Annotated in this window: 18 protein-coding genes; 7 read left to right on the top strand and 11 right to left on the bottom strand. The window is 43.3% G+C overall.

The features are described 5' to 3' along the window. Positions 1-95: 95 nt before the first annotated feature. The 10 genes from BUC10_RS04960 to BUC10_RS04915 form a co-directional block, all read right to left on the bottom strand. Complete coding sequence (locus BUC10_RS04960) at positions 96-425, bottom strand: hypothetical protein (RefSeq protein WP_073176835.1); 330 nt, start codon at positions 423-425, stop codon at positions 96-98. A 37-nt stretch (positions 426-462) separates the two neighbouring features. Beyond that, the gene (locus BUC10_RS04955) at positions 463-1059 is read right to left on the bottom strand and encodes a type 1 periplasmic binding fold superfamily protein (protein ID WP_073176834.1); all 597 of its coding nucleotides are present in this window, start codon (positions 1057-1059) and stop codon (positions 463-465) included. A gap of 17 nt (positions 1060-1076) precedes the next feature. Then, positions 1077-3476 (bottom strand): TonB-dependent receptor, encoded by a 2400-nt coding sequence (locus tag BUC10_RS04950; RefSeq protein WP_073176833.1) that lies wholly within the window; start codon positions 3474-3476, stop codon positions 1077-1079. Positions 3477-3538: 62 nt separating this feature from the next. Next, a complete protein-coding gene (locus BUC10_RS04945; protein WP_131819048.1) occupies positions 3539-3850 on the bottom strand; it encodes a hypothetical protein in 312 nt (103 codons plus the stop codon). Positions 3851-3894: 44 nt separating this feature from the next. Continuing rightward, positions 3895-4410 (bottom strand): DUF6787 family protein, encoded by a 516-nt coding sequence (locus BUC10_RS04940; protein ID WP_073176831.1) that lies wholly within the window; start codon positions 4408-4410, stop codon positions 3895-3897. A gap of 30 nt (positions 4411-4440) precedes the next feature. Continuing rightward, positions 4441-4899 (bottom strand): DUF6146 family protein, encoded by a 459-nt coding sequence (locus BUC10_RS04935; protein WP_073176830.1) that lies wholly within the window; start codon positions 4897-4899, stop codon positions 4441-4443. A gap of 69 nt (positions 4900-4968) precedes the next feature. Further along, positions 4969-5610 (bottom strand): DUF937 domain-containing protein, encoded by a 642-nt coding sequence (locus BUC10_RS04930; RefSeq protein ID WP_073176829.1) that lies wholly within the window; start codon positions 5608-5610, stop codon positions 4969-4971. Between the two features lie 73 nt (positions 5611-5683). Next, on the bottom strand, positions 5684-6640 hold the full coding sequence (locus BUC10_RS04925) for a D-2-hydroxyacid dehydrogenase (protein ID WP_073176828.1): 957 nt from the start codon (positions 6638-6640) through the stop codon (positions 5684-5686). A gap of 36 nt (positions 6641-6676) precedes the next feature. Further along, positions 6677-7741, bottom strand: a complete 1065-nt coding sequence (serC, locus tag BUC10_RS04920) for a 3-phosphoserine/phosphohydroxythreonine transaminase (RefSeq protein ID WP_073176827.1) — start codon at positions 7739-7741, stop codon at positions 6677-6679. A gap of 122 nt (positions 7742-7863) precedes the next feature. Then, positions 7864-8910, bottom strand: a complete 1047-nt coding sequence (locus BUC10_RS04915; protein ID WP_073176826.1) for an acyl-CoA reductase — start codon at positions 8908-8910, stop codon at positions 7864-7866. An 86-nt stretch (positions 8911-8996) separates the two neighbouring features. On the opposite strand from BUC10_RS04915, the gene BUC10_RS04910 reads away from it, so the two are divergent. After that, complete coding sequence (locus BUC10_RS04910) at positions 8997-9350, top strand: 4Fe-4S dicluster domain-containing protein (protein ID WP_073176825.1); 354 nt, start codon at positions 8997-8999, stop codon at positions 9348-9350. Position 9351: 1 nt separating this feature from the next. Here BUC10_RS04910 and speB read toward each other — a convergent pair whose 3' ends face one another. Then, the gene (gene speB / locus BUC10_RS04905; protein WP_073176824.1) at positions 9352-10128 is read right to left on the bottom strand and encodes an agmatinase; all 777 of its coding nucleotides are present in this window, start codon (positions 10126-10128) and stop codon (positions 9352-9354) included. A gap of 78 nt (positions 10129-10206) precedes the next feature. Between speB and BUC10_RS18010 the strand changes: the two genes are divergently transcribed. From BUC10_RS18010 to BUC10_RS04880, 6 genes are all read left to right on the top strand, one after another. Next, positions 10207-10335 carry a hypothetical protein gene (locus BUC10_RS18010; protein ID WP_262493186.1) on the top strand — a complete coding sequence of 43 codons (129 nt, stop codon included), beginning with the start codon at positions 10207-10209 and terminating at the stop codon, positions 10333-10335. A 131-nt stretch (positions 10336-10466) separates the two neighbouring features. Then, on the top strand, positions 10467-11561 hold the full coding sequence (gene ychF, locus BUC10_RS04900; protein ID WP_073176823.1) for a redox-regulated ATPase YchF: 1095 nt from the start codon (positions 10467-10469) through the stop codon (positions 11559-11561). A gap of 358 nt (positions 11562-11919) precedes the next feature. Next, positions 11920-13392, top strand: a complete 1473-nt coding sequence (locus tag BUC10_RS04895; protein WP_073176822.1) for an IPT/TIG domain-containing protein — start codon at positions 11920-11922, stop codon at positions 13390-13392. 246 nt (positions 13393-13638) lie between these two features. Further along, on the top strand, positions 13639-15186 hold the full coding sequence (locus BUC10_RS04890) for a Kelch repeat-containing protein (protein WP_073176821.1): 1548 nt from the start codon (positions 13639-13641) through the stop codon (positions 15184-15186). Between the two features lie 244 nt (positions 15187-15430). After that, positions 15431-17290: a DNA topoisomerase IV subunit B gene (locus tag BUC10_RS04885; RefSeq protein ID WP_073176820.1), complete on the top strand. Its 1860-nt coding sequence runs from the start codon at positions 15431-15433 to the stop codon at positions 17288-17290. Between the two features lie 24 nt (positions 17291-17314). Continuing rightward, entirely contained in the window at positions 17315-19942 is a 2628-nt protein-coding gene (locus tag BUC10_RS04880; protein WP_073176819.1) for a DNA gyrase/topoisomerase IV subunit A, read from the top strand. Positions 19943-19979: the final 37 nt, after the last annotated feature.

The following is a 19979-nucleotide window of genomic DNA, read 5'->3' as shown; positions in this document are numbered from 1 at the left end:
TGCAATACATGTACCTCCAAAGTCCCTATAAATGGTCAATGAAGTAGGAGAGCAGTAATGGTTTAACCCAATAGGCCAACCTTAACAAAAAAATGCTAACAGTTCTTGGGTGGTCCCCTGCGATAAATGGCGTCAAGCCTTGTGGAAAGAAATGTACTGTCAATGGACTCGTGTGTTGACAGAAAATGAAAAGTGTAAAAAACCGGTTCGATATGGAAATTAAGTGTAACCGGTTTGGAATCTAGTTTGGCGCATAGGTCGCATTGGACTTCCATTGAAGCAACCATTTCCAAGCCATCACCGATTCCGCTGAAACAATCATCTACATGTGTTGTAAACATATGGTAGGCACCAAACAATTGTTGCGCGAATAACGAAACAATCATTGTGGTGCTTAATACCGTATGCTTCAAGTTCCTATACATGAAATGATTTGTATTCTATATGTTTAAATAAGCAATCTTATTCAATAGTCAAGTCAAAGGTTTCGGTAATGTCAGTTTCACCACCAGCATCCTCTTTGGTACCATCGTTTGGCTTTTTTGGCTCGTGACGCAAGGTAACGGTCAGTGTTCCCGAACTTGCATCCGTGGTTTCCAAGGTAAATGTAATCCCAACAGGATTTGTAGTTGTGAAGTTTTCTCCAGTTTCTTCAGAGACATAATCTGATTCATTGTCAGTATACGCGGTAGTGGCATTCAAAGCGCCATCGATTTCAAAGAAAAATTGGTGCTCAGCGGCTTCACCTTCAATTTCCTCGTTTACTTCTTCTGCAGGTGTTTCTGTTTCGTTTAGAAGCACCAGCGATCCATTATAAGTGGTGTTTTCGGACAGATTTCCTGATACTGTAATTACTGGAGCGTCCGGACCGTCACCATCTAAATCTCTGGTTTGCAGCGTAATTGCAGCGCCTCCTCCCTGTGGTGTAAGGGTTACTGTCATCGTGGTGATTACTTCCTCCTCATTGATTTCTTCTGGAGCGTCGTTATCGTCACTGGAGCAGGAAGTCAAAAAAATTCCTGATACTAATGCCAATGATAAAAATTTGATAGTTTTCATGTAATAAGGGTTTAATATTAATAGTTAAATTTTAATTGGATTAAAAAGTTTCTGCCCAAATCGTCAGCAAAAAAGCGCTGTCGATTCAGATATTCTCTGTAATTGGAATCTAATAAATTACTTACGACCAAGGATGTAGTAAGTTTTGATGTTTTCCCCAATGGAAACTCCATTTGCGACCGAAGTCCCAGTAAGTGATAGGCATCTGGTGCGGTGTTGATGGCCAACACCACATCTTCCTGATCCTGGGGTGAAAAGACACTTATATTTTCCGGTGTTTCATTTTGCCTGAATACATATTGACTTTCCAAGGAAACGCTAAAGTTTTTCCATTCAGGTATGCTGTAGGAAATGGAATTTCTAAGATTTGCCGATGGGATGTTGATCAAAGCTGAATTTCTGGTAATGTCTTTTCCCTTGACCAAAGAAAATCGATGTTCAGTTTTCACTGCTGGCGTCCAGTTGGCATATCCAAACACATCCAGGCCTAATAAACGGGCGTTGGTCTGTCGATACTCCCAAACGGGAAAGGCCCCGCGAATGGTAAATTCCACCCCAGAAGGTTCCAACAGGATAAAATCCTGAATCCAATTGGCAAAAGGTTCCAAGGTGAATCCCCAATGACTAAAATCCTTTTCCCAAGAGGCCGATACTTTATGCGAGGTTTCGCTATCGATACGCAAATCACCCAATTCTATTCGGGCTGCGGAATGGTGCAACCCATCACTGAACAGCTCGGAAGGATTGGGCGCGCGTTGTGCCAGGGTATAGTTTAACTTCAATCTATCACCTGGGCTAATTTCATAATTTGCTCCGAAGGTTCCCGATATATTATGATAGTTGAAAACCGGATTCGTAAGCAAGGTATTCCCTCGGTCATCAACAATTATATCTTGAAAATCAACATTATAATTTCTTTCGTTCCACCGAGAGGTCTGATAAAACTTTTGGGCATCAATTCTGCTGAAATCGTAACGGAGCCCTCCTTCCAGCAAAAGGTTATCATTTACCTGATACTCCCCTACAAGAAAGCTTCCAAAATCAAATTTCTCATAATCGGGAATAAGACGCCTTACCCCGGTTGCGGGATTCGGAAAGTTCTCTTGATAACGGCCTAAAAGACCAAAATGCAACTGTATGTCTTCTTTAGCATCCCATTTAAAATCGGTTGTTAAGGTATGGGTGGTCAATTCCAAGTCAATGGAGGCCGTTCCATCCAGTTCACCACGACGTACATCAAACTCAAATCTTCGATTGCTTTGAAAATCGTACTGTAAATTCCATTTCCCCAGCCCTTCAAATCGCTTGTACAACTTTACTTTTCCTAAATGATGTGTAACTTCTTGCCTAGGATTCTGCAAATCGTAGGTAAATGGTCTTATGACTTCGGGCTGACCATTGTTAATTGCTCGAATGAGATCATCGACATTTCCGATGTGTGAAGCCCTTAAAATGGCTATTTCGGAGGTAAAATAGGCGTAACGTACATCCCAGCCCCAGGTGAACTGGTGTTTTCCAAATTGTAGGGAAGCCCCCCATTCCTGCATGCCCGTGTTGGACAGCACATAATCCGGAGCCTCATGGTCACCAAAACGTTTAAAGGAACCTTGTCCTTTTACAAACCAACCTTCACCAAAAGTCTTGGTCAATTCTGTGGATAGACTTCCACCTCGTCCATTGGAAACTCCGTTTAACAATGTTTTTCCAAATATGGTGTCCTTGGCAGGAACCCTGGCCTGCTCCACAATTATGGTTCCTCCTATGGCATCCCCGCCATATTGTAGGGCCGAAGCACCTTTTACCACCGAAATGGAACCAGCTGCATTGATATCCAGATTGGGAGCGTGTTCATCGCCCCATTCCATGTCCTGCATCCGTACCCCATCGTTAAGAATAAGCACGCGGCTTCCGTTGAGTCCGTGTATGGTTGGCTTTACAATATTTGCCCCGGTGTTAAGCGATGCCACACCATTTAATTCACGCAGTGCATCCCCAAGGGTTCCAGAACTGTAGAGTTCCAAGGTTTGAAGCTTGAGTTTTTCTTCTAGGGCCGTATTTGTTTTATCGCTTACCGCATCACCCACAACATTTACCTCATCCAGTTCCTCCAAATGATGTTCCAGACTAATATCCAGTTGTTTATCATTGTTCAGGGTTACCTCCAAGAAGATAGTGGAGCATTCAGGATGGGAAACCTCCAATTCGTATGCACCTATACATAATGCTTCTATCCGATAGTTCCCAAGGGAATCGGTTTGAACTTCTTTTGAAGTACCTACAATAAGTATGGATGCATTTTCCAATGGAGCCTTACTATGATAATCGGTTACCTGTCCGGATATGGAATTTTTACAGTTCTGCGAGAGTCCAAATTGAGAGACCACTATAAGCAGTACGAAAGAAAGCGTCGCTTTCATTTTCAAGATCAATAAATTAATAGTTAAAAAAGGGCCTTTTTAAGTGCCCGGGAAGCTTGATTCTAGATGGCCATTGAAGGTGGAGGCCTAGAAAAAAGAAGGGATGTTGAGAAATCTGTAATAACGTAAGGGAGAACCGTCAGAGGTTCCTCCTCTATAATAGGAGTGACATTTTGTTGGGGTAGGGTGTCATTGTTTGCCAACATATCCATGGATTGGTTATCCATGGCAATGTCGCATAAATGACAATTCTCTGCGGTATCGCTATCGTCTTCTTGATGGGAATACACGTGCAATGCAGAAACCTTGACCAACATTAGGGAGGTCAATAGTACAAAGCCCAAGATTTTCTTAAAATCCCACATTATCCGCAAATCTAACCAATTTAGGGTAAAGCTTTATGTTAACGAAAACTTAATTAAGGAATCAAAAAACCAAGACCCATACGTTTGAGCATCTTCTTTTCAAAACTCCAGAAGAATTTGAACTGCCCAAAAAGCCATCCGAAGCATACCAGCAGAACCTGATAGATCGGGAAAATCAGCACAATGCGGGCTGTCCAATAGATCCATCCGGCAACCGTGTCCTTTTTAAGCCCAATGAGTTCCGTAAATGGCCCGGCAAGTTTTCCCGCAACACTACCAGTAATGGCAAAAACAATAAAAATAGCAATCATCTCCCAACGGTAGGTCACTACCCATTTGTTGGCCAGTTTTTTGAAGCACCAAAGAAAGAAACGGAGCATTAGCCAATATATTAATCCACTTATTAGGAATGTAAATGGCCACTCCCAGGTGGTATTGTTTAATTCAAAAAGATGAAGGAATCGCCGTGTAATGATATATGCAGTTCCGGCGAGTAAAACAACCCCTAGCAAAGGAAATATATAGTGCCAGTTTTGTCCAATGTCCCAGCGTTTTTTGATTTTATCCATCCTAAGTAATTCGATGGCAAAAATAGCATATTAAATGCGGGGAAGAAAGGGACCTAAACGTTGATTGTACTTTCGCTGAAAATATATGAAGTAGTTGTATAACTTATAGTTGACTTCATAGCCATAGTCTATCCCAGGTTCGTAATTGATTTGAAGTTCATATAGGTTGGGATTGAACACTTGCGGTTGCAATACCCTTTGGTTCCAATTGGTTACCAACAATCTGTTCCGGTTTTCAAGGAAGCTTTGAGAATAGTAGCCTTCTGGCCTGGCAATACTTTGTAACCAAACATAAAAGCCCGGTTCAATAATGATGATCTCGTATTCGGTTTTGTCATCTTTGATCTCTACTTGCTGTTCATCATCGGAACTGAAGACAGCTTGCTCTTCAGCGGAAATGGCGAGTGCTTCTTTTTGGCTTCCGCAGGAAACCACCAATAGTGCCCCGCAGAAGATGATCAGCACTTTTTGTAAAATGTTCTTTTTCATAACATTAAAGTACAAAAAAAGCCATTTGTAGTATCAAATGGCCTTGTTAAATAACGTTAAGGATGTGGTCTACTTCCCGAAAAGTCCTCCTAAAAGTCCACCCAATCCACTTTTTTTCTGATTTCCGCCCGACAATACCATTCCGGCCAAATCGTCGATAACACTTCCATCCCCGTCAGAATCCAAAAAGGTTTCAATTAGGGATTGTTGTTTATTTGCTGAGCTTCCGCCACCCATAAGACCTCCAAGAAGGCCTCCAAGACCATTAGCATTACTTACATTTTGTTGTCTGGATTGTTTTCCCAAATATCCCAAAAGGATTGGAGCAGCAATTTTAAGAATTTGTGCGATGGAACCTGCATCCATTCCAGATTTACTACTTAGGGCATTCTCTACCTGTGGTTGTTTGGAACCAAAAACATGGCCCAAAATTCCTGCACCGTCATCCATTACACTTTGGTCCACGCCACCTCCGAACAAACCACCCAGGTCGTTCAGAATACTACCATCGTGTTTAGAGGAAAGCGCATTCATAAGCCCTTCCGCTCCAGAAGGGGTAGAGGCATTTCGTTTCATCGCCCCCATAAGTAATGGCATAGCCATGCTGAGCACATCTGCAGTTTTGCCTTCAGACTGTCCAGTTTGTCCAGCTACGCCGCTAATCAATTGTTTGCCCATTGGGCTATTCAATAAATCTAATAATCCTGACATTTTTATAGTGTTTAGTTTAGCTACACAATGTACAAAAAAGAAAACACGAACCGGAAAAAACGGAAAAAAACACCTACGTTCCCAAAAGGCCAGATACCTGTTCGGCCAACTCTAATCCAATGCGATCCTGTGCTTCCACCGTTGCGGCTCCAATGTGGGGTGTCAATGAAATTTTTGGATGCATTAAAATTCTGATTTCCGGTTTGGGTTCGGACTCAAAAACATCTAGGCCGGCGAAGGAAAGTTTTTCTTTTTCGAGGGCATCAATAAGGGCAACCTCATCCAAAACACCCCCGCGAGCGGCGTTCACCACACCAGCTCCCTGTTTCATCATATTGAACTCCTTTTCGCCCAGGACATAGCCTTTTTGGGCAGGGACGTGAACTGTTATGAAATCGGATTGTTGCAGCACCTCTTCCATTGAACTGGCCTCAAGCGCAAAGGTTAAGGACTGTCCATCAAAAAATGGAACACTCAGAGTACAATCCTCCACGTTATGATCACTGTAAAGTACTTTCATGCCCAAGGCAAGGCCAATTCTGGCGGTAGCTTGACCAATTCTGCCAAAACCAACAATGCCCAAGGTCTTACCGCGAAGCTCCATACCACCAGCATAGCTCTTTTTAAGCTGTTTGAACTTGCTATCCCCATCCAGTGGCATGTTCCTGTTGGAGTCATGCAAAAAACGAACCCCACTGAACAAATGGGCAAATACAAGTTCCGCAACGGAAGCGGAAGAAGCCGCCGGGGTATTGACCACATGAATTCCCTTGGATTTGGCATAGGCTACGTCAATATTGTCCATACCTACACCGCCCCGACCGATTAACTCCAAATCCGGGCATGCATCAATCAAGGCTTTGTCCGCTTGGGTAGCACTGCGAACCAGTAGCGCCCTTATTTGATTTTGATTGATAAAGTTGGCAAGTTGTTCCTGGGCTACTTTGGTAGTGATTACCTTAAATCCATTTTTTTCAAAAGCTTCAATACCCGAGGGAGAAAGCCCGTCGTTGGCCAATATGTTGCTCATATTTTTTAAATTAACATTGGGATTAATAAACTGATCTTATCCTTTCTTTTCCAATTCGCTCATAATGTCCACCAAAACACCTACGCTTTCCAAGGTCATGGCGTTGTACATGGAAGCACGATACCCTCCGACCGAGCGGTGACCATTAATACCACTAATCCCTGCCTCTTTGCATTTTTCGTCAAAAATATCCTTCAAGCTATCGTCCGTGATATTAAAGGTAGCGTTCATGATGGAACGGTCTTCCTTGGCCGCAAAGCCAGAGAACACTGGGTTCAACTCGATTTCAGAATAGATAAGATTAGCTTTTCGTTCATTAATTTCTTCAATTGCTTCGATACCGCCCAAATCTTTTAGCCATTGCAGGGTAAGCATGGATACATATACGGCAAACACCGGAGGTGTATTGAACATACTATCCTTTCCGGCATGTATGGCGTAGTCCAACATAGAAGGTATTTTCCTGGAAACTTTACCAAGGACATCCTCCTTGACCACGACCAAGGTGGTTCCCGCTGGGCCCATATTCTTTTGTGCGCCGGCATAAATGAGATCAAATTGTGAAAAATCCATTTGGCGGGAAAAAATATCAGAACTCATATCACAAACCAAAGGGACCTTGGTTTTAGGAAAATCCTTTAACTGCGTTCCAAATATGGTATTGTTGGAAGTTAGGTGCAAGTAATCCAAATCTGTCGGCACGTTGTATCCTTTGGGGATGTAATTGAAGTTTTGATCCTGGGATGAGGCAACTTCTACAATTTCACCAAATAGTCGCGCCTCTTTAATCGCTTTTAAACTCCAGGTACCGGTATTGACATAGCCTGCTTTTTTTTCCAAAAAATTGTAGGCGGCCATTAAAAATTGGGTGCTGGCCCCACCTTGAAGAAAAAGTGCTTGATAACCTTTGCCTTCCAAACCAAGTAGTTCCAAAGCCAATGACCGGGCCTTTTCCATGATGGCCACAAATTCCTTGCTTCTATGGGAGATTTCTATAAGTGAAAGTCCAATACCATCCAATTCTATTATGGCCTCCGAGGCCTTTTGCATCACTTCTTGTGGTAAAATACATGGTCCGGCGCTAAAATTGTGCTTTTTCATCTTCAGTTGTTTGAGGGTTGAGCGACCTAGGGAACGGTGTGCCCCCTTTGGGTCATTTTAAATAAGCCCCAAAGGTCTTAAAAAAACTTGTATATAAAAACGATCGTCGAAGGAGATACGGCTTATAGGCTGATAAGAAATCCCAAGGTGTCCACCCCATCCGCATAATCATGGAGTCTTGGTTTTTGGGTTTCACCAAATGAAATTTCATTAGTGATGAACCCTTTGGAGACCACGCATTGTATATCCTCTTTTTTGCTTTGCAAATGTTGTTTTATGGAGTCTTTGGAATCGTAGTATTCATAGAAAAGCGAAGCTATGGGGGAAGCAAAACCACTATCTTCTTTTAGCACAATAAAGCCGTTGTCCAGAATTTTAAATGCACTCATCAAATAAACAGCCTTGTTGTAGTCATAATTGTTGGCATATTTATTCTGATTTACGATATCCTTATAGTTGAAAAGTGCAGTGAACAATACATCAAAATTATAGTTTTGGGGCACAAAGATTTTGGAAACGTTGCGGCAGCCCAAACCGTAATATCTAAAAATATCCTCACCCAAAGCAATCAATTCTTCTGAAGATTCCTCACCGCTGAGTACCGCAACGGCATTCCGGTTTTTACGGATAATGTTCGGTTTTTTTCCAAAATAATGTTCAAAGTACCTACTGGTGTTGTTGCTTCCGGTGGCGATGACAGCATCAAAATGCCCAAATCTCCCTTCTACGAAATTGATACGCTCTTTTAATCTAGGTTCCACCCCAATAAGATAGTTGGACAGAAAGGGCAGGAGCACCGTATCGTTGGAAGACAATTTGGCTTGTACGGAATTCCCCGATAAAAGCACGGAAATAAAATCATGGAACCCAACCAAAGGAATATTTCCTGCCATGACCACTCCGATTATTTTAGGTGTTTTGGAGGAGTCAATGGAATATGAACCTAACCAGGAATCAATTTTACTTGCCTGAAGTAATTGACCCCAGTGGTGCAGACAATGCAGCACATTATCCTCGGTGAACCATCCGTTTTGATGTCCGGCCTTTTGAACAGCTTCTTCCAGCGAAGCATGTGCAGGATGGTCTTTTGTATTGCGATTTTCACAAAATTCGGTGAGGTAATCCCCAAGATTAACAAAAGCTTGCACGATGTGATTGGGTGGGCTCATTATATTTGTATACTATTTTAGTAGGGTTTATTTTTGTGCAAAAGTACGCATGCCCGGTTTACTGGGCATAAAAGAAAAAGAAAATTATGGCGATTATCATAACGGATGAGTGTATCAATTGCGGGGCCTGTGAGCCAGAGTGCCCCAATACCGCAATTTATGAAGGTGCAGATGAATGGCGTTACAGCGATGGAACCTCGCTGGCAGGAGATGTGGTATTGCCAGATGGCAAGGCGGTCAATGCTGACGAGGTACAAGAACCTATAAGTGATGAAATCTATTATATAGCTCCGGACAAATGCACGGAATGCATGGGCTTTCATGAAGAGCCCCAATGTGCTGCCGTGTGCCCTGTGGACTGCTGTGTTCCGGACGAGGACCGGGTGGAGTCAGAGGATGTGTTGCTTGGTAAGCAAAAGTTCATGCACCCTGACGGGTAACCTATAGCATCTTAGCGGCAATTTCCCTTAATAGTTTGGCACAGACCATTGCGGTCATATCATTAATGTCCCGATTTGGATTGTATTCCACGATATCGGCTCCAACAAGCAGTGCGTTTATATCTTGGATAATTTGAATCACCTCCCTTGTGCTCAACCCTCCCGGTTCGTGATGGGATACACCCGGCGCAAAAGCGGGATCTAGGGCATCCATATCAAGGGACAGATATAACGGATTTTTAAATGTCGGCATCTTAAAGGATTTAAAATCCTTCATCTCGTTGATGCTTACCCCAAAGCGCTTTGCATTTTTTCTTTGTTCATCGTTCAACGTTCGAATTCCAACCTGCTGCAGGTTTGATGCTAAATCGTTGTCCATGATGTTGTAAAATGGGCAGGCATGGGAGTAGGGATCACCCTCAAAATTGGAATAAAGGTCCCCATGCGCATCAATATGGAGTATATCCAATTTTCCATAAAGCTCATGAAAAGCCTTTATGACGGGGTAGGTAATGGAATGGTCACCTCCAAAGGTGATTAAAGGTTTGTTTTTTTCTAGATTGTTGGAGGTTACCTGCTCAATATCCAAATAGTCCGAAATTCTAAAATCACCCTTGTCATCAAATAACTCTGGATCAATAAAGGTACCGTCTTCGGCATAGTAATTGGCAGAATCACTACGATAGGCTTTTCGGATGGCAGGTGGAGCATGGGCGGGCCCTCGGAGAAAAGAGGACTTTTCATCAAACAAAATACCTTGCAATGTAATTTTGGTCATGTCTAAAGGTAATCAGAATCCAATTTCCCTAACAAGCATTTCTTCATACTTTTGCAAGATCAATTCAGCTAAAAGACTATGGAGGAAAAGCAAAAAGAGTATAATGGGTTCTGGAAACAGTTGGGATGTATCCTTTCCGTTGTGGTAATTTTGACCATAGTATCCATTTTTATCATTGGTGCGTATCTGCTCTTCAATGGTTTTTAAGGTTCCGCAAGGACTTTTCTTTCAAAACTTCAAACTATATTTGCACGCCTAATTTAATTGACAATTAGCAATACGCAATTTGCAAGGGTCAGTTATCTTGAATCTAACACCTTAAATCTATTGTCAACCCGATGAAAGCCGGAATTGTAGGATTACCCAATGTAGGAAAATCGACCTTGTTCAACTGCCTCTCCAATGCAAAGGCACAAAGCGCCAACTTTCCCTTTTGTACCATTGAACCCAATATTGGGGTGGTGAACGTACCCGATACCCGATTGGAGAAATTGGAAGAACTGGTGAATCCTGAAAAAGTGATTCCAGCTACGGTTGAGATTGTTGATATAGCGGGCTTGGTAAAGGGTGCAAGCAAAGGCGAGGGACTCGGAAATCAATTCTTGGGGAACATCCGGGAAACCGATGCCATTCTACATGTATTGCGCTGCTTTGACAACGATAATGTAGTGCATGTTGACGGTTCCGTAGATCCAATTCGTGATAAGGAAACCATAGATATGGAACTTCAGCTGAAGGATTTGGAAAGCGTTGAAAAAAAGCTGGACAAGGTAAAGCGTGCGGCCAAAACTGGAAACAAAGAGGCGCAAAAAGAAGCCGGTGTGCTGACCACCCTTAAAGAAGGTTTGGAAGCGGGCCAATCGGTACGTGCCATTTCCGTTGCAGAAGACGACCATACCGAATTCGTAAAACCCTTGCAGTTGATTACGGACAAACCCGTAATGTATGTCTGTAACGTGGATGAGGCAGCTGCGGTAGAGGGCAACGCCTACGTGGACCGGGTAAAACATGCCGTAGCAAACGAAAATGCTGAGGTCATCTTTTTGGCCGTAGGTACCGAAGCTGATATCACGGAACTGGAAACCTACGAAGAGCGCCAAATGTTCTTGGAAGATTTGGGACTTTCAGAACCAGGTTCGGCGAAACTTATCCGTGGAGCCTACAAGCTTTTAGATTTGGAAACCTATTTCACCGCCGGACAAAAAGAGGTAAGGGCATGGACCATTCCTGTAGGTGCCACGGCGCCCCAGGCCGCTGGGGTTATCCATACGGATTTTGAAAAAGGTTTTATCCGTGCCGAAGTGATTTCCTATGCCGATTATGTACAATATGGTAGCGAGACCAAGGTAAAAGAAGCTGGCCGTATGCGTGTGGAAGGCAAGGAATATGTGGTAAAGGATGGGGATGTTATGCATTTTAGGTTTAATGTCTAGAGACAAGAAATTCCAGATTCAAGACACAAGACTGAAAATTCAAAAACTACTGCTTCGAGGCCATTTGTGAACTAGGCGTCCAAACATATATCACCATACGGTATTTAACATTAATAATTTGTCCAACCTCTAGCATAAAGTGTCTTGGTTCTGGCGTCTAATATCTTGTGTCTAACATCTACCTCGTCAACCCAAACCCCTCATCCATCAATTCAAACGGCCCATCCGTAAATTGGGAGGCTTCCCCAACCTTTAAAAAAGGGACTTTTAGGACTTTATGACCAATAAACAAGTCCTATGAAATTTCTAAAAACCTACAAAACCAAAAAATGGTTGGTCTTTGGCCTGCCCATACTTGATGTGCCTGATTATAGCATGTAGCAAAAAAGAGGATGACGCAGTAGATGACAATCCCATTACGGAAGAAATGACCTTTACCAGCTTTTCGCCAACCAGCGGTGAGGCCGGGGTAACCACGGTCACCCTAACCGGCACCAATTTTAGTACTACACCGAGCGAAAACTCGGTAAAATTTGGAATGGCCACGGCAACGGTGACTGATGCCAAGGCCAACGAGTTGCAGGTCACGGTGCCAGAAACGGCTGAGACCGGTACCATAAGTGTTACCACCAACGGCACCAAGGTGACCAGCACGGATACTTTTACGGTGGAGGACCCAGAACCCCAAATGACCATCACCGGGTTTGACCCTATGGAAGGGGAGTGGGGTACGGAGATAACCATATCTGGGACAAACTTTCGAGAAACCGTTGACGTTGTAACTGTCAATGCCAGAGATGCCGAAATCGTGTCTAGGACATCAACTGAAATAGTAATCAAAATCCCTGATGCTCGCACTGGTAGTATTATTGTGTACGATGATGCAAATAATCAACATGTCGAAAGCGAAAACGACCTTACCGTCTTCCATGGTAGGTGGACACAATTGGAGGATTTTGAGGGAATAGCACGGGTTAATGCATCAACTTTCAGTATCAATGGCAAAGGGTATGTCGGACTTGGAGTGACTAATGGAGTGGAAGAAATTAAGGATTTTTGGGAGTATGATCCAGAAAGTGACCATTGGGTTGAGAAGGCCCAATTCGATGGTTTAGGAAGGCACTATCCTATATCGATTGCTATTGCTGACAAAGGCTACGTAGGTCTGGGTAACAGCTTTGATTTTGGATCTGATCTTGATGATTTTTGGGAATACGACCCAAGTTCTGATGAGTGGACCGAAAGAAAATCCTTTGATGGAGGTAAAAGAAAAGGAGCAATTGCGTTTTCATTTGGAGACAATGGATATGTGGGTACTGGTTTTAGGGATTTAGGAGGAGGAGAATACGAATATTTAAAGGATTTCTGGGAGTATAGCCCAGACAATAATATTTGGAATAAAAAAACAGATTTTGGAGGTACGGCACGGGAGAATGCACTTGCTTTTTCTGTTGGTAGCATGGGATATACAGCAATGGGCTATGATGAGGAAAATGGGTCTTTGTCGGATTTTTGGGAATATGATTATGAAAATGACACATGGTCAAAAGCCAACATTTCTGCTCCAAATGACCTGTACAGATATAGTGGGGTTGCATTTTCGATAGAAGGTAAAGGCTATATTGGTCTGGGTAAAGATGGTAATAATTACTTTGTTGATTTTTGGGAATATTTTCCAGTGGATAACGAATGGGTTCGGGTGGCTGACTTTAAAGGTGATGGGAGAACAGGTGCTGCCGTATTTGTGATTGATGGCAAGGCTTACTTGGGTCTCGGTTCCTCTGGCGAAGGAGAGCTTAAAGATTTCTGGGTCTTTGACCCCGGCAATTAATTTTAGAAATAGGTGGTTTTTTCATTTATATAAGCACCGGCTCTTTGGGTCGGTGTTTTTGCGTTGCTGCAAGGGTCATCCGTGTAAATTAGTGGAATTCTTGTCAAGCTTTTTTGTGGTACTCATCTGTAAACGTCAATTGAAAAAGGGCATCCGTCAACTCAAACGACCTATCCACAAATTTGATAAGCCTTGCCACAGCTAAAACTTCCACTTTTGGGCTTTCTAACAAATTAAAGAAGTCCTATGAAATTTCTAAAAACCTACAAAACCAAAAAATGGCTGGTCTTTGGCCTGCCCATTTTGGCCATGTGTATTATTATTGCCTGTAGCAAGGATTCCAACGATGATCCTGCGGATGACGGCACCAACCCCGATGATGATCCCACACCAGCGGAAATGACCTTTACCGATTTTGACCCAAAAGAGGGGGAAGTTGGCATTGAAGTAACCCTTACAGGTACCAATTTTAGCACCACGCCTAGCGAAAACACGGTGAAGTTTGGGGAAGTGGAGACCCCCGTTAAAATAGCCACGGCTACTTCACTGAAAGTTGATGTTCCGGAAGGAGCAGTTACCAGCAGCTTAAGCGTTACAACAAACGGAAAAACCGTTAGCAAGGCCAATCCCCAGTTTACGGTGATTGTGCCCAACCCAGTTCCTGTGATCACCGGCTTCGACCCAGAGGAAGGGGAATGGGGCGATCATATTACCATAGTGGGTACTGGATTTACCGTAATGGACAATAATGTTACCATTAATGGCATTAATGCAGAGGTTCTGAGTTTTGAAGAAGATGACGTTCAATTCCTTACCGTGGAAATTGGGGATAATACCCGTACGGGAAAAATTGAGGTCACCAACAGTTTTGACGAAAGTGGCGAAAGCGAAAACGACCTTACCGTCTTCCATGGTAGGTGGACACAATTGGAGGATTTTGACGGTGGAACATGGGCGAATGCAACCACTTTTGCAATTGATGGAAAAGGTTATGTCACAATGGGAACCGATGGCATTACCCAATCTTTTAATGAAGTTTGGGAGTATGATCCCATTGTAGATAGTTGGGATGAGAAGGATAACCCGTTTCCGGGTATAGCAAGAGTATTGGCCGTTAGTTTCGTTATTGATCAAACCGCCTATGTGGGAACTGGAAGGCGCAATGGAATTAACTATGGGGACTTTTACAAATATGAACCTCAAGAAGATATGTGGACTCAAATAAATACTTTCCCCGAAGCGGACAGGTTTTCTGCCGTTGGATCTTCGACCAATAATCATGGATTTGTTGGCACAGGTAGTAGTGTTGGAATCTCCAAATCAAAGGATTTTTGGCAATTTGACCCACAAATAAATGACGGAGAATGGGTTCAGATATCAGATTTACCAGGGGAGGCTAGGTATTCGAGCACTGGATTTAGTATTGCTGACAAACTCTATGTAGGAACTGGTAATACAGGTCTAATAGGATTAAATGATTTTTGGGCATATGATCAGGAGACTGCACAATGGACAGAGGTGGCAAGTATAGGAACCGGTCGTTCTTTTGCAGCTGGTTTTTCTATTGGTGATAAGGGTTATATAGGTATGGGCATTGATTCAGACCAGAACTTATTAAATGATTTCTGGGAACTTGATCCAGCAACGAACTCGTGGACAAGGGTAGCAGATTTCTCAGGTCCAACTCGACTAAGCTCTGCAATTTTTGAGATTGACGGCAAAGCTTACATTATAGGTGGCACCAGTGAAGGAGAATACTTTTCAGACGTCTGGGTCTTTGACCCTGGAAACTGAGCTTAATTAGGTTTGAATTTTGCGAGGATGAGAGCACCGGTCCTTTTTGGGTCGGTGTTTTTTTTTGCCCTCATGGCCATTAGCGCTAATTCGTGACATTCGTGTCTAACTTAAATATATCGCTTGAATACATCTCGGTCTGCCTAAATAAGCCCCTATCAACACCCCTTGTTGATTACTTTCTACCCGGTGCCCTAGTATTTTTGTGCCTAAATTTTATATTAGCGAGGATTAACCCTAGTTTATGGCACAGACCCAGTATACAGAGGATAATATTCGTTCGCTGGATTGGAAGGAGCATATTCGTATGCGTCCCGGGATGTATATTGGTAAATTGGGAGACGGCTCTTCCGCCGATGACGGTATCTATATCCTGCTCAAGGAAGTCATCGATAACTGTATCGATGAGTTTGTTATGGGGTCTGGGAAGACCATCGAGATCAACATCAAGGAAAACACGGTGCATGTTCGCGACTACGGTCGGGGTATTCCCCTCGGCAAAGTGGTGGATGTGGTCTCCAAAATGAATACTGGGGGAAAGTACGATACCCGTGCCTTTAAAAAATCGGTAGGGCTTAATGGGGTAGGGACCAAGGCAGTCAATGCCCTGTCCACTTATTTTAAGGTGGAATCCAATAGAGATGGGAAGTCCAAAACTGCGGAGTTTGAAACTGGAAATTTGGTCAACGAGGAATTGTTGGAGGAATCCTCTCGTCGAAGGGGCACCAAAGTTAGCTTTGTGCCAGATGAGACCATCTTTAAAAAATATAAGTACCGCAACGAGTATGTGGAGCGCATGCTCAAAAATTACGTCTACCTTAATCCGGGCCTCACCATTGTCTTTAATGGCGAAAAATTCCATTCGGAAAATGGGCTCAAGGATTTGTTGGAGGACAACAACAACCAGGAAGACTTTCTCTACCCGATCATCCACCTGAAAGGAAACGATATTGAGGTGGCCATCACCCACAGCAAGACCCAGTATAGCGAGGAGTACCATTCCTTTGTAAACGGGCAGCACACCACCCAGGGAGGTACGCACCAGGCGGCCTTTAGGGAGGCCGTGGTAAAAACGGTACGGGAACACTATGGGAAAAACTATGAGGCCTCGGATATTAGAAAATCTATTATTTCTGCCGTATCCATCAAGGTAATGGAGCCGGTTTTTGAAAGTCAGACCAAGACCAAATTGGGATCCACTGATATGGGGGGCAATCTGCCAACGGTTCGCACCTATATCAATGATTTCATTGGGAAATATTTGGATAACTTCCTGCACAAGAACCAAGAAACGCGGGATGCGCTGCAACGCAAGATCATTCAAGCAGAAAAGGAACGAAAGGAACTTTCCGGAATTCGAAAATTGGCCAGGGAGCGTGCCAAAAAGGCCAGCTTGCATAATAAGAAATTACGGGATTGCCGCATCCACCTTCAGGACATGAAAAAGGACCGTAGGTTGGAAACCACCCTGTTTATTACTGAAGGGGATTCTGCATCGGGTTCCATAACCAAATCCAGGGATGTAAATACGCAAGCGGTTTTTAGTCTTCGGGGGAAACCCTTGAATTCTTATGGCATGTCCAAAAAGATTGTCTATGAAAATGAGGAGTTCAATCTGCTACAGGCGGCATTGAACATTGAGGAGTCCATGGAGGACCTTCGGTACAATAATATTGTCATTGCTACGGATGCTGATGTTGATGGTATGCACATTCGATTGTTGCTCATTACATTTTTCTTGCAGTTCTTTCCAGAACTTATAAAGGAAAACCATTTGTATATCCTGCAAACGCCTTTATTCCGGGTTAGGAATAAAAAAGAAACCATCTATTGCTATAGTTCCGAGGAAAAACGGGACGCCATGGAAAAATTAAAGGGCAGGCCCGAGATTACCCGATTTAAGGGATTGGGTGAGATTTCTCCGGATGAGTTCAAGCATTTTATCGGTGACGATATTCGACTGGAACCTGTGATGTTGGACAAGGCCATGAGCATAGATAGTTTACTTAAGTTTTATATGGGGAAAAATACTCCGGATCGTCAGGAATTCATTATCAAAAATCTTAAAGTAGAACTTGATTTAGTTGAAGAAAACCAACTATAAACCAGATAAATGACCTCCTTCTAAATGGAAGAGAACGAAGCAGTGAACGATGAAGGTTTAGAAAACCAAGAAAACGCGCAAGATAGTCTTACCCGGGTAACGGGCATGTACAAGGATTGGTTCTTGGATTATGCCTCTTACGTTATCTTGGAACGTGCGGTGCCCGCCATCGAAGATGGCTTTAAGCCAGTGCAGCGACGGATTATGCACGCCCTAAAAGAACTGGACGATGGCCGGTACAATAAAGTGGCCAATGTGGTAGGACATACCATGCAGTACCACCCACATGGGGATGCCAGTATAGCGGACGCCATGGTGCAAATTGGTCAGAAGGACCTCTTGATCGATACCCAAGGGAACTGGGGGAACATTTTAACCGGGGACAGTGCGGCCGCCTCCCGTTATATTGAGGCTCGACTATCCAAATTTGCCCTTGATGTTGTCTATAGCCCAAAAATTACGGAATGGCAGCTATCCTATGACGGAAGAAAAAAGGAACCTGTCAACCTTCCGGTAAAGTTTCCGTTGTTATTGGCGCAGGGAGCTGAGGGAATAGCTGTAGGACTTTCTACAAAGATTTTGCCCCATAATTTCAATGAACTCATTGATGCTTCCATCAAACATCTGAAAGGGCAACGCTTTAAATTATTTCCAGATTTCCCTACCGCCGGAATTATTGATGTTACCAATTATAACGAAGGCATGCGTGGGGGCAAGGTGCGTGTAAGGGCCAAGATTTCCACCTATGACAAAAACACCCTGGTCATCAATGAGATTCCTTATGGCACCAACACCTCCTCTTTAATCGATTCTATTCTTAAGGCCAACGATAAAGGGAAGATCAAGATTAAAAAAATAGAGGACAACACGGCTGCGGAGGTCGAAATTTTAGTGCATTTGCCCAGTGGCATATCTCCTGACAAGACTATAGACGCGCTTTATGCCTTTACGGCCTGCGAATCTTCAATTTCGCCATTGGGCTGTATCATTGAGGACAACAAGCCCTTGTTTATTGGCATCAAGGAAATGTTGGAGCGTTCCACCGATTTCACAGTGGAGCTACTTAAAGCAGAGCTTGAAATTCAATTGGGTGAACTGGAGGAACAGTGGCACTTTGCATCTTTGGAGCGGATTTTTATAGAAAACCGGATCTATCGAGACATTGAAGAAGAAGAAACATGGGAAGGGGTAATCGCTGCTATTGACAAAGGGTTAAAACCGCATACCAAACACCTAAAAAGGGCGGTCACCGAAGAAGATATTGTAAAGTTGACGGAAATCCGCATCAAACGAATTTCCAAATTTGATTTGGACAAGGCACAGCAACTGATTGATAGCCTGGAGGAACGTATTGCCGAGACCAAGCACCATCTGGCCCATTTGGTGGATTTTGCCATTGATTATTTCAAGGAACTGAAGAAAAAATACGGAAAGGGTAGAGAACGCAAATCCGAGATCAAGATTTTTGATGACATCGAAGCTGCAAAAGTGGTTATCAGAAACACTAAGCTTTATGTGAACAGAGAGGAAGGCTTCATCGGAACTTCACTGCGAAAAGATGAGTATGTGACCGACTGCAGCGACATAGATGACATCATCGTTTTTACCAAAAAGGGGGAAATGATGGTTACCAAAGTGGACTCAAAAACCTTTATCGACAAAGGAATTATCCACGTTGCGGTCTTCAAGAAAAAAGACACTCGCACTACCTACAATATGATCTATAAGGATGGTAGGGGCGGTCCCAGTTATATCAAAAGGTTCAATGTTACGGGAGTGACCCGCGATAAAATGTACCAATTAGCTGGTAAAAAACCTTCTTCCGATGTGCTTTATTTCACAGCGAACCCTAACGGGGAGGCGGAGGTCATTACGGTACTGTTAAGACAATCGGGCAGTATTAAAAAGCTGAAATGGGATTTGGACTTCGCGGATTTGATGATCAAAGGCAGGGCTTCCAAAGGAAATTTGGTTACCAAGTACCCGGTAAAGCGCATAGAACTCAAGGAAAAGGGCGTTTCCACGCTAAAACCAAGAAAAATATGGTTCGATGACATTGTGAGTCGACTTAATGTGGACGGACGTGGCGAACTTCTTGGCGACTTTAAGGGGGATGACCTGTTATTGATCATCGACCAAAAAGGAAAAGTAAAGACCATTCCCCCTGATTTGCTCACACGCTTTAGCGATGACATGATCGTGCTGGAAAAATGGAATCCCCAAAAGCCTATTTCGGTTGTGCATTACGAAGGGGAGAAGGAACGCTATTATATCAAACGGTTCTTGGTGGAGAATCCCAACAAAGAGGATGTGGTGATTTCCGAACACCCAAAATCCTTTATGGAATTGGTGTCCACAGATTGGCGGCCTGTTATTGAGATTGAATTTTCCAAGCCAAGGGGAAAAGAGGCAAAGCCCAATCAACAAGTGAATATAGAAGATTTTATATCGGTAAAGGGAATCAAGGCAACGGGTAATCAGCTTACGGCCGAAAAAGTAAAGAATATCAACGCCTTGGAATCGCTTCCTTTTGAAGAGCCCAAGGAGCCTTCGCCAGAAGAAATTGAAGTTGTGGACGAAGAGCCTATAGAATCTGACAATAACGAAATAAAAACAAAAGATGACGGTTCTGATCAACCCACCTTGTTTTAATGGGTTATTCTACCTATTTTGTCGCCTAGATAGACAC

The organism is Flagellimonas flava, assembly GCF_900129665.1.
In the GTDB taxonomy this organism is placed as follows: domain Bacteria; phylum Bacteroidota; class Bacteroidia; order Flavobacteriales; family Flavobacteriaceae; genus Flagellimonas; species Flagellimonas flava.
Note: the sequence above shows the minus strand (reverse complement) of the source record. Positions and strands in the feature narration are given on the sequence as shown.

Coding starts and splice junctions, on each gene's coding strand:
- BUC10_RS04925 (WP_073176828.1), bottom strand. CDS start 6,640: ATGAGCAACATATTGGCCAACGACGGGCTTTCTCCCTCGGGTATTGAA.
- BUC10_RS04895 (WP_073176822.1), top strand. CDS start 11,920: ATGTGCCTGATTATAGCATGTAGCAAAAAAGAGGATGACGCAGTAGAT.
- BUC10_RS04950 (WP_073176833.1), bottom strand. CDS start 3,476: ATGAAAGCGACGCTTTCTTTCGTACTGCTTATAGTGGTCTCTCAATTT.
- BUC10_RS04915 (WP_073176826.1), bottom strand. CDS start 8,910: ATGAGCCCACCCAATCACATCGTGCAAGCTTTTGTTAATCTTGGGGAT.
- speB (WP_073176824.1), bottom strand. CDS start 10,128: ATGACCAAAATTACATTGCAAGGTATTTTGTTTGATGAAAAGTCCTCT.
- BUC10_RS04960 (WP_073176835.1), bottom strand. CDS start 425: ATGTATAGGAACTTGAAGCATACGGTATTAAGCACCACAATGATTGTT.
- ychF (WP_073176823.1), top strand. CDS start 10,467: ATGAAAGCCGGAATTGTAGGATTACCCAATGTAGGAAAATCGACCTTG.
- BUC10_RS04940 (WP_073176831.1), bottom strand. CDS start 4,410: ATGGATAAAATCAAAAAACGCTGGGACATTGGACAAAACTGGCACTAT.
- BUC10_RS04885 (WP_073176820.1), top strand. CDS start 15,431: ATGGCACAGACCCAGTATACAGAGGATAATATTCGTTCGCTGGATTGG.
- BUC10_RS04935 (WP_073176830.1), bottom strand. CDS start 4,899: ATGAAAAAGAACATTTTACAAAAAGTGCTGATCATCTTCTGCGGGGCA.
- BUC10_RS04890 (WP_073176821.1), top strand. CDS start 13,639: ATGAAATTTCTAAAAACCTACAAAACCAAAAAATGGCTGGTCTTTGGC.
- BUC10_RS18010 (WP_262493186.1), top strand. CDS start 10,207: ATGGAGGAAAAGCAAAAAGAGTATAATGGGTTCTGGAAACAGTTGGGA.
- BUC10_RS04910 (WP_073176825.1), top strand. CDS start 8,997: ATGGCGATTATCATAACGGATGAGTGTATCAATTGCGGGGCCTGTGAG.
- BUC10_RS04880 (WP_073176819.1), top strand. CDS start 17,315: ATGGAAGAGAACGAAGCAGTGAACGATGAAGGTTTAGAAAACCAAGAA.
- serC (WP_073176827.1), bottom strand. CDS start 7,741: ATGAAAAAGCACAATTTTAGCGCCGGACCATGTATTTTACCACAAGAA.
- BUC10_RS04930 (WP_073176829.1), bottom strand. CDS start 5,610: ATGTCAGGATTATTAGATTTATTGAATAGCCCAATGGGCAAACAATTG.
- BUC10_RS04955 (WP_073176834.1), bottom strand. CDS start 1,059: ATGAAAACTATCAAATTTTTATCATTGGCATTAGTATCAGGAATTTTT.